Raw genomic sequence first — 16,552 nt, forward strand, 5'->3', positions numbered from 1 at the left:
ATAAAGTTTGATTATATATAATCAAACTCAAATCCTCTAAAAATAAGGTCTAGTTTTATTTTATTATACTATTTACCCTATATTATAGTCTGAGTTTTCTGCTTTTACAATGTTATATTAAAAATACTGCCACAATGGTTGTAATCACAAGACCAATCGCGACAGGCAATAAATTACGCCTCCTACTTGTTCTACGTCTTCCTTGTATCGTTTGTAGCATAAATTTGCTGATCCACGCTTCATATCCCATGCCATGTAGCGAATAGACTTCGTGACAATGAGTCGAAGGAATATAGGCAGTTATAGATCATTCCCTTGCTAGAATTTGCACATTAGAACATACAACTAACTAAAAACGTATGGCATCTGTCCGTTTTTCCTGTATAAAGGAAAGCGGATTTTTTGAAAAAACTTTTATAATTGAAATCTATAAAAATATTTTGTTTAAGCTTTTTTGGCCTATTTATTGTTTTGATTAGTTTGAATACGTATGTATTTTTTTGATAAGAATGGTAATAAGTATTTTAAGCCGGGAGGGAATGTATTGTTAGAGTTACAAACGGAGCTTGAAGGAAAGAGGACTACTTTTGGCTATATTAATTACCGAATTAAAGAACTAGGATATACATTGGGGGGAAATTGGGATTATGATCGGGGATGTTTTGATTCCATTTTGTGGAGAGAAGGAGGAGAAACCATTTACTTAAGAGTTCCATTTTCAGTTTTGGAAGGAGAGCTCGACCAATACGATTCATCCATTATTTTCAGTAAACCATACGTTATAAAGCATGTTGTAAATATTGGTTTGGATATGGATAAAAATTCTTTATTGAGTACCACGGGAATTAACCAATTTCAAGAACCTCTTGATAAAGACGGTTACATTAGGAATAAAAATAAATGGGTACATGCGGGAGAAGAAGCTATAAAAAAGTTTATTAGCTGTATGTAATGAGGTCTATTTTTTAAAATCGATGTATTTAACCGTATAAAATGAATGAAGAGGCTGGGACATATCAAAGCCGGATAATTTTTTTGAAAAATTTACAAAGCAATAATGAAACCTGAATTAATACAAAACACAAAATGAGCGTTCTGTATATAGTTCGGTTTTTTTATTGGCTAAAATCTTTTTGTCCCAGCCTCTTTCTTACGATTAGTCAACCTTATTTAAAGAATAATTTAATTTATATTTTTATGAGTGTTAGTGGTGAGGGATATCCCTCACCACTAACACTCATTTTTAGAAACACCAAAAAGACCTGACGATTTTTATTTTTTTCGAAAGGTCATTATGCTATAGTTCTATGTAGGTGATTACGATTTCTGAGCTGGTAGTGCGGACTCATAATCGTAAAGAATGCCACGCGTCAGTAACTGAAATGTCACTTTCAGAAACTTATTGATGCAGGCGATGATCGCAACCTTATGAGGCTTCCTCTGAGGTTGCTTTTTTTATTTGTAGTAATAGTCCACAAAATGATTCGGTTTTCCTTTAGCCATAAGCATGGCGCACACCATAAAATATAAAATCTTCCGTAAATGTTTGTTCCCTCGTTTATTAATCCTGTCTCGATATTGCGTATTCCCAGACTGGTACCGCATAATATCAATGCCTGTGTAAGCGTTCAGTTTTTTCGCATTTTGAAAGCGGCGGATGTCACCAATCTCTCCAATTAATCGGCACGCCGTTGAATCGCCAATCCCGGGAATCGAACGAAATACTAGATATTCTTTTCGTCCTTCCGACAATTCCACCTTCTGTTTCACAAGCGTATCTTTCTTCTCTAGTAAATCCGTAATGCGAGCTGCGTAATCTCGTACTTGATCACAACGAATATCTGTGGGTTTAATCGCCGGGTAACTATTTTCAGCTGCTTCTAATAATGTAATAGCTTTAGCCTCCGCACGCATTAGCGATAGGTTTTTTCGCGTATTGACCTTTAAACGATTTTTAATAATCGTTTTTGAATGGGCCTGTAAAAGTGCGGGATGCGGATATAGTTGTACAATATTTAAAAATAGTGCTGAACTCGGTGTAATCAGCTTTTCTAATTCTGGAAAACTCAGCTGTAAAATGGCATGCATTCTACTTTTGAGTAAAATGATTTCTTCGTCAATTTCATCGTAATAACGAGTCAGTGCACGCATCTGTTCATAATAATCGTCTTGTATGTACGTTGTTTCGCGTTCCATTTTGAAATGTGTCTTCGCGAGTTCATGGGCATCACTGATATCGGTTTTATTGCGACGCATCGTTGCCATCTGTAAATTCGCTTCAAGAGGATTCATGCGGCAGTATGCATAGCCGTAATCTTTGAAAAACGCTTCGACAGGTTTTGAATAGATGCCTGTTGCTTCAAATACGATATCTGGCTCTTGTCCATCTTGCTTTGTCATCTCTTCCATGCGTTCGTGTAATCGCTCAAAATCACCCCGTGTATGATGTAGCACACCTTCAAACTCACATTGGTGGTGACCATCATAAATCGCAACGGTACTTTTTCCTTTACTGACATCTAACGCAATGACATGTTTCATCTCATTCTTCTCCTTTTGACCAATCATAGAAGCCTTCAAAGTACCTTATCGATTCCACTTTCTTATACACGATCTCTTAGGACCCAACATACTAAACTGATTCATATAAGGGCATGAAGTTAGCCGGTTTTATATACGGACTCACAAATGGTCCCAGAGGCTTATCGGCTTTTCTTCACTTCTACTATAAAAAAATAGTAGCACAAACCATGGCCTTGGTTTGTACTACTAATGTTAGTATGTTTGATATAATGTCATTCTCTATATTTAGTCTTACTGCAACTGGAGTTTTCTTATTATCACATTGCTTAAACGGTTCTATGAAAGTAAGAACAAAGCCAAGGTAATCAATTAATTTTAAATCCGGGATTTTTTGTTTTATCGGAATATTTGGTTATTTTATGTATACTCTTTTTAAAGAATGTTTTTTATTTAAAAATTGCAATTCTCTACTCCAATTTAATGAATATATTTAGTATTTACAAGATCATTTTTTATGACATCGGTTGGGATTTCGAATTCCACTACACCCATATAGCCAGGCGCTACTTCATATTCATCGAAGGAGATTACAAGTTTACCTTTATCAGTAATATAAAATTGCTGTTCTGCGTTAATGGCTGTAAAGTCATAATCCATAAATTCTTCATCTGATAGACCTGCGCCTTTTACCCAGTACACTTTTCTTGGGTTAGGTATAGCCATTTGTTCCCGCATTTGTTCCTTAATGTTTTCACTGATAGTTTTAATATAATTGTCATCTTTAAATAGCATTGGTAATGTAATTAGAATTTCATTTTTTTTATCTATTGTGTCATAGTGCATAACTGTAGAAGACGATGCAATTGTAGTGGTCGTATAGCGACCGACTGATAAGATTTGGTCATTATCGGTTTTCACTTCATAACCGCTATCAACACCTAAAACACCACCTCCATTTGCTTTTATATTAGCAACATTAGGAAGAAAGTTATCATATAGAGCCTTACCTTCTGAACGATATTTTTCATTTAAAGCATTTGAAAGTTCTTTATTTTCTAGGTTTTCAATAGAAGGTACTTTAATGTTTGCATCGTATGTGTCTTCAGCTACTTCATATTCAGTCCATGTTAATACCGTGATAATACTACCAACTACTGGAATTTCAGAAAGTGTACGTGCCATTGCAGGACTGACATTTAAACCAGCTGTAAGAAGCATAGCAGCCGCAGAAGATCCAAGTAACCATTGAGGTGCTCGATTTTTTTTCTTCTTTTTACCTTGCTTAAGTGCATTTTCAACCACAAAATCAAGCTCTTTTGGGATAGGTATTTCATTATATTGCTTTTCTAATTCTTTTAATTTTTCATCCATGTGCTGTTTCCCCCTTCACATCTTGCAGTTGTATTTTCAAGAGTTTTAACGATTTATAAAGACGAGCTTTAGCAGTACTCAGTTTAATATTCAGAATATTAGCAACATCAGCGAGCTTTAAATCTTCGAAATAGTGTAAAATGACAACTTCGCGATATATTTGGGGTAACTCGTCCAACGCATGTTCTAAATCAACATTTTCATAGACATCCTCTTGTGCAGGTGTTAAATATTGCAATGTATCATCGTCTGTCACCTGTAAACGTTTATGCTTACGTAAAAAATCAATGGCTGTACGTACCAAGGTTTTATAAAAAAAGCTTTTCAGATACTCGACATTTTCTAGTCGATCTAGAGAAAGCATTGCTTTTTGAATACTGTCTTGTACAACATCAAGTGCGTCCTGTTCATTTTTCGTATAGCTATACGCGAGCAAATAAAAACGCTCTTTCTGTTCACGAATTAACTGGACAAACACCTCTTCATGTTGAAATGTATTTCTTGTTTTCATGTATAAAGAAACTCCTTTTTAACATTTTTTCAAATTGTATACTACTATTAGACGGGTGAAAGGGGGGGAGTTGATAGTTTGTGAATAAAATGGAATACCAAAATCCTTATAGGAACTATTGTAATGTAAATCCCTATTATGTAATAATTTTGTATAATGTTAGAGTGCCGTTCTATTGGAATAGTTAGAGCTTTCACTTATACAAAAGTCTAAGTTTGTATTTATGCAGCAAAGTATACCTTTTGATAAGTAAACTAGTTCAATTTTATCTCGAAAAAAACTTTTTTAGTCTATGCTCTAAACAAAACCTATTTTTTAGGTGTATAGTTGGGGAATTTAGAGAAAATTTATTCAGACTTTGTTATTTCAAAAGAAAAATTGGATGTATATGCTGATTTAATAATTGGATTACTTAGGAAAAAGGAGAAGATACGTACTGTTCGGACAAGGATTAAAGATCCAGATTGCATTAGACAAAACAAATACTGGATAGTTTACTGAACGTTTATTTTCATTAGAAAACCGTTCGTTTTATAAACCTACATTTGAAAAACATCAAAAGCAAGGAGGCAACTCCTCAGCCACCACAAGCGATTTTGTTAGAGCTTGCGCAGGAAGCAAGGCGGTGGAGTCTGGAAGAAGAATCACTTGTAGAGTAATCCACATGTAATAGATTTTATTATTTCTTAAAGCATACAAAAAGTGTAAAGGCTTATGCCCTTACGCTTTTTGTATGAATAATTATTTACTTTCTTTTGTTGATGTATCTGCATCTTCAGTCGTTGTACCTGTTTTAGCAGCAGCTAAAAACTCATCTAACGCAGTTTTTAAATCTTCATCTTTAATCTTAATATCAGCATCTTTCATCATTTTTGCTACTTTTGTTAATAGCGTTGAATTATCCACTTTTGCTAGCTTTAATTGTTTTTCAAGCTCGCCTTTTTTATCTTTGTATGATTCTTTAATCTCACGCTTGTCCGTTACTTCGATGATATGATAGCCAAAGCTAGATTGAATTGGATCGCTGATAACATTTTTTTTCAATGCGAAAGCACCTTTTAAAAACTGTTGATCCATATTAGTTGCTTTGTTAAACCAACCTAAATCCCCACCAGTTGTTTGTGCTTCTTGTTCAATAGAATACGATTTCGCAACTTTTGTAAAATCTTTTCCAGATTCAAGTTCTGCTTTCACCTTTTTAGCAGTCTCTTCATCTTTTACTACTATATGACGAGCTTGGATTTCATTTTTGATATTTTCGTATTCAGCTTTAATTTCATCTTCTGTTACTTCCACATCTTCAACTAATGCCTTTTCATACATCAATTTAAGTTCTAGGGATTTTTTGTACGAAGATTCTGTGTGACTTTGTTGTGCAAGGGCGTTTTCGAAGTCATCGCCTAATTGCTTTTTGTCAGCTTCTAATTGAGCGTTTACTTCATCTTCTGTCACTTTATATTTCGCTGATAGTACTTTTTTAATCATTAGAAGTTGAAATGCTCGATTTCCCGAAGATGCTTTCATTTCTTCATATAAATCATTTTGAGTGACATCACCAACTTTAGAAGTAGCGATTACTTCGTCATTAGTTGCTGAATCATAACTACAAGCGCCTAATGCAAGAACTGATACTGCGAGTGTGAATGTTATTACTGTTTTTTTCATGGAATTCTCTCCTAATTTCTTGTTGTTGCAGTTGTAAAACAAAAACCTAGCTAATTATATTTCAGGACAATCATTAGATCATTTATTTTTTCTCAGCAATGAAAAGCGCGATTTGTATATAAGGTGTGAGTAATTAAATAGATGAATCTCTCATAAGTGCTATCCATATAGGCTGCGATAGTCTGTGTTGCACCGAAGTATTTTAGCCAAAATAACAGATGAATCTATAGCACTGTAGTGTGCTGACTTTTTTCGCCCAGGCGAAGAAAACAGTATAAACAGGGGTATCCATTTTCATTCTTTGTGGTGAAGCGTTAGTTTTTAAATTTCATGGATAGCTTACCTTTAGCTGATAACTTGAAAGACGGATTGGTTAATGTTGTGGAAAATAGTCTTGGCCGTTTATCGTTAATTTAGAAGTTGAGATAAGAATTTCTTCATTTGCTTTAAAATATGGGTCTAAAATATTGAAAAACTCTTCCCATTTTTCAGCATTTTTTTGTTCTTCTTTTTTATCAAGAGTTAAGATTTCTTCATAAAGCTGTTTTAATTGTTTGCTATCTGCTTCACTAACTTCAAATTCAAAGTCAGCCATGTATTCTTCAAATGTTGGAGGATTATAGAATTGACCCAGGATTTCATAAAATTCATTCCATAGCTTTTCAGACAATTCTTCATTTTCATCCTTATCTGCTTTTCGAGCATCCTCAAAAATTGTTTTTAGTTTTGATAAAGTTTCAGCAGGGATTACTGATTCTAGGCCATCTAAAGTTTCTTCAAAAGTTTGTGGTGGGTATAGTTCATCTAAATATGGTGCAAGGATTTTATCAAACTCTTCATATTTTTTGTTAGCCTTGTCTTCATCACCGCTTTTTTCAAGCTTTACCCATTCTTCATAAATAGCTTTAAGCTGTTTTTTATCGTTTTCTTTAATAACTATGTTACTTTCATTAAAACCGTATTCTTCTTCTATAAATTCATCAACTGATTTTGGCTGCCAATTAGCTAATATATATGGCTTTTGTATTTTATACATCGTCAACAATTTTCTCTATTTGTTGAAGTTTCTTATCTATCTCTTCAATTGAATAATCACTTTTATTTGTTTCCTTTTCTAACTGCTTCATTTCGTTAAACATTTTTTCTAATTTTGCTAAATCTTCTTTTGTTACCTCTTTAGGTAGTTCTTTTTTATAAGCTTCAAATGTATTGAAGTCATTATAATCTTCTACAACATTACCTTCTACAGAGATTTCTTGTCCTTCTACTAAGCTCATTTTTTCTAGCTGTTCAGTAGAAAAATTACTAAAACTAATAAAATATTTTTTACCATCTTGTCCTTTAAGGTTCATTCCATAATGGGGAAAGAAATCTTTAATAGCCCCTTTAATTTGTTGTTCCTTTTGAACTGATGCTTCGATTGTTTTTTCAGCAGATGTAGCTCCTACTTGCAGGGGAGTTAGAACAGCCATTCCTATAGTAAGTGCAGAAGCAATCATCCAAGTTTTTTTCGGTTATTTCATTTTTATTTCTCCTTGCATTTTAAAAATTAATTGGTACCAATAATTAGACGATTTACCATTGAAAAAAGTTAATTATTTTAAAAAAGTTTTAAAAATTAAAGAAGAGAACATAAGATCAATTCGTGATAGATGGTCCAATTTTCCCCACGATATAAAGAAATAAGGGTAGATAGAATGAAAATATGGCAAAATTCTTTTGTGAATCTGTCTTTTTTGATGACAAATGATCTTGAGGCACAGCATGTAAATGCGTTTACCAGCAAGAAGGCTGTTGAGCGTTTAGATTAGAAGTCGATTAATTAATCATCTGATAGAAGAAGCAGCAAATAGAGAGCGTCCAGTACCGTTTTATAACTGGCTTAACGAGCGTCATAGTTTTACTGGATGGAATGGATTGTTTTGTAAAACTACTTCAAAAAGGAAATTTTTCTATCTGGGTGATTATGCAAAATAACAGAAACAATGGAGGTGTGAAATTTGAAGGTTCAAAGAATATATAATGTGGGTGTAATCGTAAATGATCTCTCAGCCGCTGAAGAGTTTTTCTCGATTTTGGACTTGATGTGAAAGGGGAATGGGAAATGGAAGGAGGGATAGTCAGTAGGGTTTGTATGGCAGCTTGTTGTTTATAATTCTAGTAATCTAAAACTACACTTCTTTCAACTTGTATCTCAGTAGCACCCGAATTTACTCGAAAATAGGACCAACTAATAAAGTACCTGTCACTATTCGAAATTATGCACTCGATACTCATGAAAATCGGCAAATAAAGATGATATGAAGAAATCAATCGGGTGTTATATTCAGATATTTCTTAAAAATAAATTAATTTTTAATCGGATTTTGTCGGATTTTATAAGTAACTTGTACTATAAGGCACGACCCCAAAAAAATTAATACTAGGAGGTACGAAATTTTTGAAGAAGAAATTTAGAATCAGTTTAGCGACTCAAATTTTAGTTGGTTTGATTTTAGGGATTATTGTTGGTGGTATCTTTTACGGAAGCCCAAAAATCGAAACATATTTACAACCTTTAGGCGATATTTTCCTTCATCTAATTAAGATGATTGTTGTGCCGATTATTATTTCGACTTTAATCGTTGGTGTAGCTGGAACTGGAGACATGAAACAGCTTGGACGTTTGGGCGGGAAATCAATTATTTACTTTGAAATTATTACAACAGTAGCAATTGTAGTTGGTTTACTTTCCGCAAACATATTCCAACCTGGCGCAGGTCTGAACATGAACGAGCTTTCTCAAGGAGATATTTCGAAATACGTTACAACTACTGAAGAAGTACAGCATGAAGGACCGTTTGATATTATTGTAGGCATTGTCCCGACAAATATCATTCAGTCAATGGGTGAAGGCGATATGCTTGCTATCATCTTCTTCTCAGTTATTTTTGGTTTAGGGGTTGCTGCCATTGGCGAACGAGGAAAACCAGTATTAGACTTCTTCCAAGGAGTAGCAGACGCTATGTTCTGGGTAACGAACCTCGTAATGAAATTCGCTCCACTTGGGGTATTTGGTTTAATCGGTGTAACCGTTTCTAAATACGGATTCGCTTCTCTGATACCACTAGCTAAACTAGCTATACTTGTTTACGCAACAATGCTATTCTTTATATTTGTCGTTCTTGCGCTTGTTGCAAAATTCGCAGGTGTTAGTATCCTCTTCTTAATTAAAGTACTAAAAGATGAGCTGATTTTAGCGTTCTCAACGGCAAGTTCTGAAGCTGTGTTACCACGAATTATGTTGAAAATGGAGAAATTAGGTGCTCCAAAGGATATTGTATCCTTTGTTATCCCAACAGGTTACTCCTTTAACTTAGATGGTTCTACACTGTACCAAGCTATTGCTGCATTATTTATTGCTCAAATGTACGGTATTCACCTAAGCATTGGTGAACAAATTACGTTAATGCTTGTATTAATGGTTACATCTAAAGGGATTGCAGGTGTTCCAGGAGTATCCTTCGTTGTACTTCTAGCAACTTTAGGAACTGTCGGTATTCCACTTGAAGGTTTAGCATTTATCGCAGGTATCGATCGTATCCTTGATATGGGACGTACAGTCGTTAACGTAATTGGTAACTCACTTGCGTCATTAGTAATGGCGAAATGGGAAGGCCGTTTCGATACAGACAAAATGAAAAATTACTTTAAAGAAAATGAAAATTTAGCATAAAATCCATCACAATGGATTGCATTACATGGGCCTAAAAACAACAAATAAAAACACCTTTCGTTGAAAAATGGTTATATTGCACCTTATCAGATCAACGTGGAGGTGTTTTTTCTATGGGGATAGAGTTAGTTCTGATGTTAAAGCAAGGAAAGGAAAATCGTTAATATTATTTACTTGAAATGCTTAAGGCTTAAAATAAAGCATCATCTCTAACTGCTTAATGTATCTTGAGAGGAAACATATGCATCTGAAGTGTTTTTTTTAGATATATATAGCTCAATATCCAGAAGAAGTTATATAAAGACTAGGCTATAAACAACAGTTAAAATATGAAATTTAGTTTTAATAGTTTTATTAAAAGTGGTTACTAATATAATACTTAATTGTGATTTTGATGTGCTTAAAGAGAAAAAGAAGTGATTATATATAGTAAATTTACTTGAAATGTATTATTATAGGTAAATTTTTTGTAGATTTGTGTAAAGATGTGTCATATGATAACTTGATAAAGAGGGAGAATATTGAGAAAAAACAGAAAAGTTAGAATTTTATATTGGTAGCCATTACTTCTATAGGTATATCGTTTACGATGACATCATCAATTACACAAAACATTGGCGAAAAAATCCATGCAATGCAAACTAAATGATTGAATTCAAAAAGGGGGGGTATGAACCTTGCTTCGTAATCTATCCATTTTTAATAAGCTAGTTTTATTAATGTCTATAGCAATTTTAACGGTTGCTCTTATCCAAGTAAGTGGATATATTACTATGAAAAAGTTGGAGAATACAACAGAGAATATTTTTATAAATCGTCTTGAACCAAGTATTGTTTTATCGGATTATCGACTTAATAATCGAATTATTGAATCAGATATGTATCGTTCTTTACTTCTTACAGATGAAACAACTATTACTCAAATTAAAAATGAAGTAACTGATGCGTTTCAAAATAATGAAAAGAATCTTAAAATACTTGAAGCAGCCAAAATGCAATCGGATGAGGATAAAATAATAAGTGAATTAATTCAGCTATATCCAAGTTTTAAAGAAAGCATGGAGCAAGTCTTTCAGTTAAGTCTTGCTAATAAGAATGATGAAGCAATAAAGCTCTTTAATTCAAGTGCTGAGCCTGTACTTGACGAAATTATGTCAAAAGGACTAGAGCTGACAGAATTGAATAAAAAAAATGCAAGTATTTTGAATATGGAAAGTAAGGCTGAGGCAAATGAAGGGATTACAAACTCTCTAATTATTTCAATTGTATTAGGAATTTTGTTTGTGGCAATCGGTTTTATCGGTGTACGAAAATATCTAATTTCTCCAATTGAAAAATTAAAATATGCTGTTCAACGAGCAGAGGCTGGGGAATTAAATTTTAGTGTAGACTATGATTCAAAGGATGAGCTAGGCGTCTTAACGTCTACTTTCGGCCACATGATTGCTCAATTACGGGATCTAATTGGTCAGGTGCAACAATCGTCTGAACAGATGGCAGCATTTTCGGTTGAGCTTTCGGCAAGTGCGGAACAAACGAGTGAGGCAAGTGAACATATTGCATCTGTTACGTTAGAGGTAGCAAGCGGCTCAGATAACCAGGTTAGAACGATTATAGAAACATCGGATGTTGTCGATCATATGGTAGAAAATGTCCGAACAATAGCTAAAAATTCTACTAACGTATCAGAGGCAGTAACACAAGCAAAACAACTTTCTGTAGATGGAAATGATATTATTCAAAATGCAGTTCTACAAATGAACTCGATTCAAACAACTATTGGTAGTTTAAGTGATGTTATTAGTGGTCTAGGTGAGCGTTCAGCTGAGATTGGAGATATCGTTGAAGTTATTACAAGTATTGCAGCACAAACCAATCTACTGGCATTAAATGCAGCGATAGAAGCAGCAAGAGCAGGCGAACATGGGAAAGGCTTTGCGGTAGTTTCGGAAGAAGTGCGAAAATTGGCAGAAGAATCATCGGCATCGGCGCTGAGAATTTCTGAGCTTATTATAAGAATTCAAGGCGAAACGAGTAAAGCGGTAGACTCCATGCAGTTCACTACGAATGAAGTGAAAACGGGTATTAATAATGTGAACAGCGCAGGTGAATCATTTGAGAAAATTCAACATGCCATTAACGAGGTCTCAGTTCAAATTCATGAAGTTTCTAGTTCTGTAGAACAGATGGTTGCAGGTGCAGATCAAATGTCCAAATCCATGGGACAAATTAATGGAATCGCCCAAAGCGCCGCAGAAGGGACACAAAATATTTCAGCGGCTACGGAAGAACAATTAGCCTCTATGCAGGAAATTACTGCATCTACTTCGGCACTTTCTAAAATGGCGGAAGACTTACAAGAAAAAACGAATATGTTTAAAGTATAAAGATGACGAATTATAATCTCAAAGGACAAAGATCTGCTAATAGTTGTTGAAAAAGTAAATTTGTTTGTTTAAGTTTAGGTTTTTTCGAAGGAGATGTGAAAATGGAATTATTTATTAGGAAGATGACAAAAGAGTTATCGACCAGTCTTCAAGTTATTCACAACTTGTTTTAAAAATCGGCAGAAGAACAATCTGCTACTATGATTGAGATGACTTATAGAGCTAGCATAAATTCTGTATTTTGTACTTTAAAACATTAATTGATACTACAGGTAAACTTCACATTAAATTCATGCTAACTACAGATTAGCTTTATAAAATATTTAAAAAAGAACGAATTTTTGATAGAAAATGGAGGAGTAAGCTGCCCTATTGGAGGAATTAGGATGGAGACTGGGATAACAAAATTTGAATCAAATCGAAAGTCTGTGTTAAAAAGTATTGAAGATAAAAAATCTTTCACTTTAGTATATATTACTATTTCAAGTTGGCATAACTTGAATACTTCTAAATGTATAGATGTGGTTAAGATGAAATTAGCTATGTATCAAACAGAAGTTGAATGTTATAGAGTATTTGATAAGGAATATATATTAGTTTGTAATGTTCAGTCGCAAGCTCATTTGATTATTCAAGATTTATCAAATATTGAATATTTGAAGATACATTATCTATCTGTTCAAGATAGAAGACTTCCAGCCTTAAATTATGTTAGACAAGTCTATTTGCAAAACACGAATAGTAATGCGATAAAAGAGTACATTTCACATAAAGGTTTTTTAACGGATGAGTTTGAAATCGTTTTTCAACCGATATTACACAATAATACACAAGTATCCTTTGAAGCACTAAGTAGATGGAAGTGCGAAGAACTCAATTCAATATCACCAGGTATATTTATTCCGATTTTAGATATAGAGAGTTTGATAAAATTAACCAAAAATATTATTAATAAAGCTGTTGATTTGTTGAAAAGGTATAATGATATAGTTTATGTCTCTATTAATCTAACAGATTCATTAATAAAAGATATATCTTGGCTAATCGAACATCTTAATGAAATTAATTTTAATAACAATAGCCGAATTGCTTTTGAATTAACTGAGGAAACGCTAAATGGGATAGAAGCAAAAGCAATAGAAAATTTAAAAATTATTCGTGATCGTGGTCATATTGTATTTATTGATGATTTTGGTTCAGGAAATCTGAATTTTCAATATATCTCCTTATTCCCCCTTGACGGGGTGAAGCTCGATAGGTTGTTTATTAGTGGGCAATCAAATAAAAAGGTAATTGAAATGCTAACAAAGTTTATCAAAGCTTTAAATCTAAAGGTTATCATAGAAGGCGTAGAAAGTGTTGAACAGCTTAATTCCTTATCAGAAGCAGAATATGATTCTATACAAGGTTTTTACATATCTAAACCACTAACTATGAATGATTTGTCAATATTTATGAATGAGATTAGATAGACTATTACTATCTATTTTTTAGTTTAAATATTGGAACTACATCTGATTTTATATAACCAAAAGCAATTAACTTCACAGGTTAATAGTTTTGAAGTAATTCTCCAAAACTATTTTTTCCTCAAAAATTAGGTACAACATTGAATGGTGGAAAATAATAAAAAGGTCACCGGAGCATTGTGACCCATAGTAAAGGTTTTAAAGTGTAAGGTAAATAAAAGATTACATTAAAAATCCCGTATCAATTTTACTAAGTAATATTGATATGGGATTTTAGTTTTTATTTACACAGTAGCTTCTTCTATGTCTGCCTTCAATTCTTTAAACCATTTTAAGTTCACTAAATGGTGTGAACGAGAATTTTCGTTCATGCGACGAAAATAATCAATTTTACCAGGTAATTCTTTAGTAATAGCTAGGTATTCATCGAGAAGAGCAATTCTGGCTTCAGTTTGATCAATTTGTGATTGGATTAATTCTAATAATTTATGTTTATCGAATTCATCTGCAAAGAGTAATGCCCCATAGAATTGTAAGTTTACATACTCGGATTTAGTCCCATATTTGGCCATTAATTTTTCGAATTCTTCTATTCCTAAAGACGTGATTTTAAAGGTGTGAATTTCACGACCGTTGTTTGGACGTATTTGATGTGTTTGTTCAATCAAACCTTTTTCTTCAAGTTGTTGCAAATTGTAATAAAATGATCCTTTAGTGAAGTTAACGATATATTTATAATGTCGTTTTTCCATTAAACTTAATAGTTCGTATCCATGAGCGCCAGGGTTTTGAATAAGTAAGCCAAGGATAAGTAAGGGAATCAAGGGTGCATCACCTTCGCCATTTGTGCTTCAAATTCAGCGTATGTGATTTTACCTAGAGCCAAATTCATACTATGAATATAAATTTGTTCAGTTTTCGAATAGATATTGTTTATTTTTAGTGATTGATTTTCATCCGAAAGAGGCTCTAAGATATGACACTTTTTCGAAAATGCTTCGAAGTAGCGATAACCGAATTTTCGTTGGGAAACGGCGTTCAAATGAATACCATCCGGATTGGCAGTTAGACCTTTTGCCGATACAAAATAACAATTTTGCTGCTCATGAGCGAATCGACGTAATTGGTCGTTGATTTCTTGAAACTCTGATGAGTAATTTCCGAAACCTAATTTTCCTAGAAAATCACCAAGCTCACCAATGATTAATGGGACATTTTGAAGGTTTAATTCTTTACGTAAATTTTCAATGATAAGAGATAACTTTTCATAATACGTTTCATGTAGAGAATTATTGCTATCACTTTCACCTTGATGCCAAAGTATGCCACAAATTTCACTAGTTTCTAGAGCAAATCGAGCTTCAGATAAAGCATGTTGAAAAAGAGTACCCTGCGGATGCCAATCGTTCAAGGAACTGCCACCTTCTGCACAAGGAATCAAACCAATTTCTTCATCCGAGTTGGCATTCGACCATGCCTCTGCAAAAGATGCTGCTAGACTTACACCAGCAACAGGGCGGTCATAATTAATCGGCTCTGTCATCATTTGCCACTGACCGTTGCGAAGCATTTTTATTTTTTCATTATAGATAGGTTCTACCTCATGCAAGAATCCACGACCTGCCATATTTGATTGCCCTAACATTAAAAAAGATTTTATCATTTAATTTTCAACCCTTTACATAATAGTCTAATTAGACTTCAATAGTATAGAGTCTAATTAGACTATCGTCAACTCGCTATAGCTAAATTTTATATTTGAAAAATATAATGCGATGGACTCTACTATTCTTTATTGGAATTTAACACTACATATTTCGAACTAAGTATCTACTGTAATAAACTTAATATTGTAATATACTATTTTTAATAGGTTAACAATGTTAATTTATGTTTTATTCAAAGATCTCTAGAATGTTCAGTAAAAAAATATTATTAGGAGTCCTAAAATGAAAAAGAAAATAAACTATTTAATCTTACTTTTAACTGCCATCTTTATAGTTGGCTGTACTAACGTAGAAGATGTATCGAATACTGATGGGAAAGCTGATTCACAAGAAGTAACTACAAAAAATAGTGAAAAAGAAAAAACTACGACTGAAAAACAAGCAGTAGAGGAAACATCAACTCAATCAAAAGATCAACTGTTCAAAGATTACAAACTAATTGAAGTTGATGGTGGTGATTTGTCTGGACATCGCGAACCTAACGTCGTCGTTGACATAGGTTTTGGGGACCGAGAGTATTGGTCCTTTACGAATGAACACGGGCAAATAGTCCGTGTCATTGCTAACGAAATCGTACTACAAGATGATCGTACCGAACCTGTAACATCGTCTGGCAGATACTACGCTGATGAAGCAAAAGTTCCTGGTGTCGAAAGAGCAGATTTAGATGAAGGACATATTATTGCAGATTCTCTTGGTGGGGTATCAAATGCTTATAATATTACGCCACAAGATAGTACGCTTAACCGACATGGTGATCAAGCATATATGGAAGACGCTATTCGTAAAGCTGGTGGAGCTAGAAATTTTGAAGCAATAATCACGTATCCTAATACGAAAACGCAGATTCCTTCTCATTACAAGTACACTTACACTTTAAAAGGGAATAAAATTGTAGATGAGTTCGATAACGGCAACCCTGATGAAATAAATAAATCTCTAGGATTAACTGAAAATAAATCAACTAACTCAAATAAGTCAACAAGTTCTAATAAGTCCAATGCTTTGAATGGCACTGAAGATATTTCTAGCGTTGATACAGATGGAAATGGTCAAGTAACGATTAAAGAAGCAAAAGCAGCAGGTTATAGCATGCCAATAACGAGTGATCACTGGTTATACCCATATATGAAAGACAATGATAACGACGGTATGGTAGGGGAATAAGCACCTAGAACTCAAGG

At 33.7% G+C, this 16,552-nt stretch carries 12 protein-coding genes and 1 pseudogene; 5 read left to right on the top strand and 8 right to left on the bottom strand.

Annotation, left to right across the window (positions count from 1 at the left end; all coding sequences use genetic code 11):
• Positions 1–544 precede the first annotated feature (544 nt).
• Positions 545–952 (top strand): YugN family protein, encoded by a 408-nt coding sequence (locus ACVYAD_RS05125; RefSeq protein WP_349659520.1) that lies wholly within the window; start codon positions 545–547, stop codon positions 950–952.
• 365 nt (positions 953–1,317) lie between these two features.
• Here the strand turns inward: ACVYAD_RS05125 and ACVYAD_RS05130 are convergent.
• The 6 genes and pseudogenes from ACVYAD_RS05130 to ACVYAD_RS05155 all read right to left on the bottom strand — a co-directional run bounded on the left by ACVYAD_RS05130 (position 1,318) and on the right by ACVYAD_RS05155 (position 7,569).
• Positions 1,318–2,541 (bottom strand): annotated as a pseudogene (locus tag ACVYAD_RS05130) (IS110 family RNA-guided transposase).
• Positions 2,542–3,000: 459 nt separating this feature from the next.
• Entirely contained in the window at positions 3,001–3,894 is an 894-nt protein-coding gene (gene rsiV / locus ACVYAD_RS05135) for an anti-sigma-V factor RsiV (RefSeq protein ID WP_476425042.1), read from the bottom strand.
• Positions 3,887–4,405, bottom strand: coding sequence for a sigma-70 family RNA polymerase sigma factor (locus ACVYAD_RS05140; protein WP_349662284.1), 519 nt, complete (start codon positions 4,403–4,405; stop codon positions 3,887–3,889). Before ACVYAD_RS05140 ends, rsiV begins: the two co-directional genes overlap by 8 nt.
• 741 nt (positions 4,406–5,146) lie before the next feature.
• Positions 5,147–6,070 carry a peptidylprolyl isomerase gene (locus ACVYAD_RS05145; RefSeq protein WP_476425044.1) on the bottom strand — a complete coding sequence of 308 codons (924 nt, stop codon included), beginning with the start codon at positions 6,068–6,070 and terminating at the stop codon, positions 5,147–5,149.
• A 373-nt stretch (positions 6,071–6,443) separates the two neighbouring features.
• The gene (locus ACVYAD_RS05150; protein ID WP_476425046.1) at positions 6,444–7,106 is read right to left on the bottom strand and encodes a hypothetical protein; all 663 of its coding nucleotides are present in this window, start codon (positions 7,104–7,106) and stop codon (positions 6,444–6,446) included.
• The gene (locus tag ACVYAD_RS05155) at positions 7,099–7,569 is read right to left on the bottom strand and encodes a hypothetical protein (protein WP_476425048.1); all 471 of its coding nucleotides are present in this window, start codon (positions 7,567–7,569) and stop codon (positions 7,099–7,101) included. The genes ACVYAD_RS05150 and ACVYAD_RS05155 overlap by 8 nt, the downstream gene beginning before the upstream one ends.
• A 941-nt stretch (positions 7,570–8,510) precedes the next feature.
• Here ACVYAD_RS05155 and ACVYAD_RS05160 point away from each other — a divergent pair.
• The 3 genes from ACVYAD_RS05160 to ACVYAD_RS05170 all read left to right on the top strand — a co-directional run bounded on the left by ACVYAD_RS05160 (position 8,511) and on the right by ACVYAD_RS05170 (position 13,644).
• Entirely contained in the window at positions 8,511–9,785 is a 1,275-nt protein-coding gene (locus ACVYAD_RS05160) for a cation:dicarboxylate symporter family transporter (RefSeq protein WP_386827771.1), read from the top strand.
• Between the two features lie 677 nt (positions 9,786–10,462).
• Positions 10,463–12,172, top strand: coding sequence for a methyl-accepting chemotaxis protein (locus ACVYAD_RS05165; RefSeq protein ID WP_476425050.1), 1,710 nt, complete (start codon positions 10,463–10,465; stop codon positions 12,170–12,172).
• 386 nt (positions 12,173–12,558) lie between these two features.
• Positions 12,559–13,644, top strand: coding sequence for an EAL domain-containing protein (locus tag ACVYAD_RS05170; RefSeq protein WP_476425052.1), 1,086 nt, complete (start codon positions 12,559–12,561; stop codon positions 13,642–13,644).
• A gap of 281 nt (positions 13,645–13,925) precedes the next feature.
• Here ACVYAD_RS05170 and ACVYAD_RS05175 read toward each other — a convergent pair whose 3' ends face one another.
• Positions 13,926–14,465 (bottom strand): PadR family transcriptional regulator, encoded by a 540-nt coding sequence (locus ACVYAD_RS05175; protein ID WP_349662276.1) that lies wholly within the window; start codon positions 14,463–14,465, stop codon positions 13,926–13,928.
• On the bottom strand, positions 14,462–15,304 hold the full coding sequence (locus ACVYAD_RS05180) for a sialate O-acetylesterase (protein WP_476425054.1): 843 nt from the start codon (positions 15,302–15,304) through the stop codon (positions 14,462–14,464). The genes ACVYAD_RS05175 and ACVYAD_RS05180 overlap by 4 nt, the downstream gene beginning before the upstream one ends.
• Positions 15,305–15,590: 286 nt before the next feature.
• Here ACVYAD_RS05180 and ACVYAD_RS05185 point away from each other — a divergent pair, with 286 nt between their 5' ends.
• Positions 15,591–16,535 carry a DNA/RNA non-specific endonuclease gene (locus ACVYAD_RS05185; RefSeq protein ID WP_476425056.1) on the top strand — a complete coding sequence of 315 codons (945 nt, stop codon included), beginning with the start codon at positions 15,591–15,593 and terminating at the stop codon, positions 16,533–16,535.
• Positions 16,536–16,552 lie beyond the last annotated feature (17 nt).

The organism is Lysinibacillus sp. G1-3 (assembly GCF_056322905.1).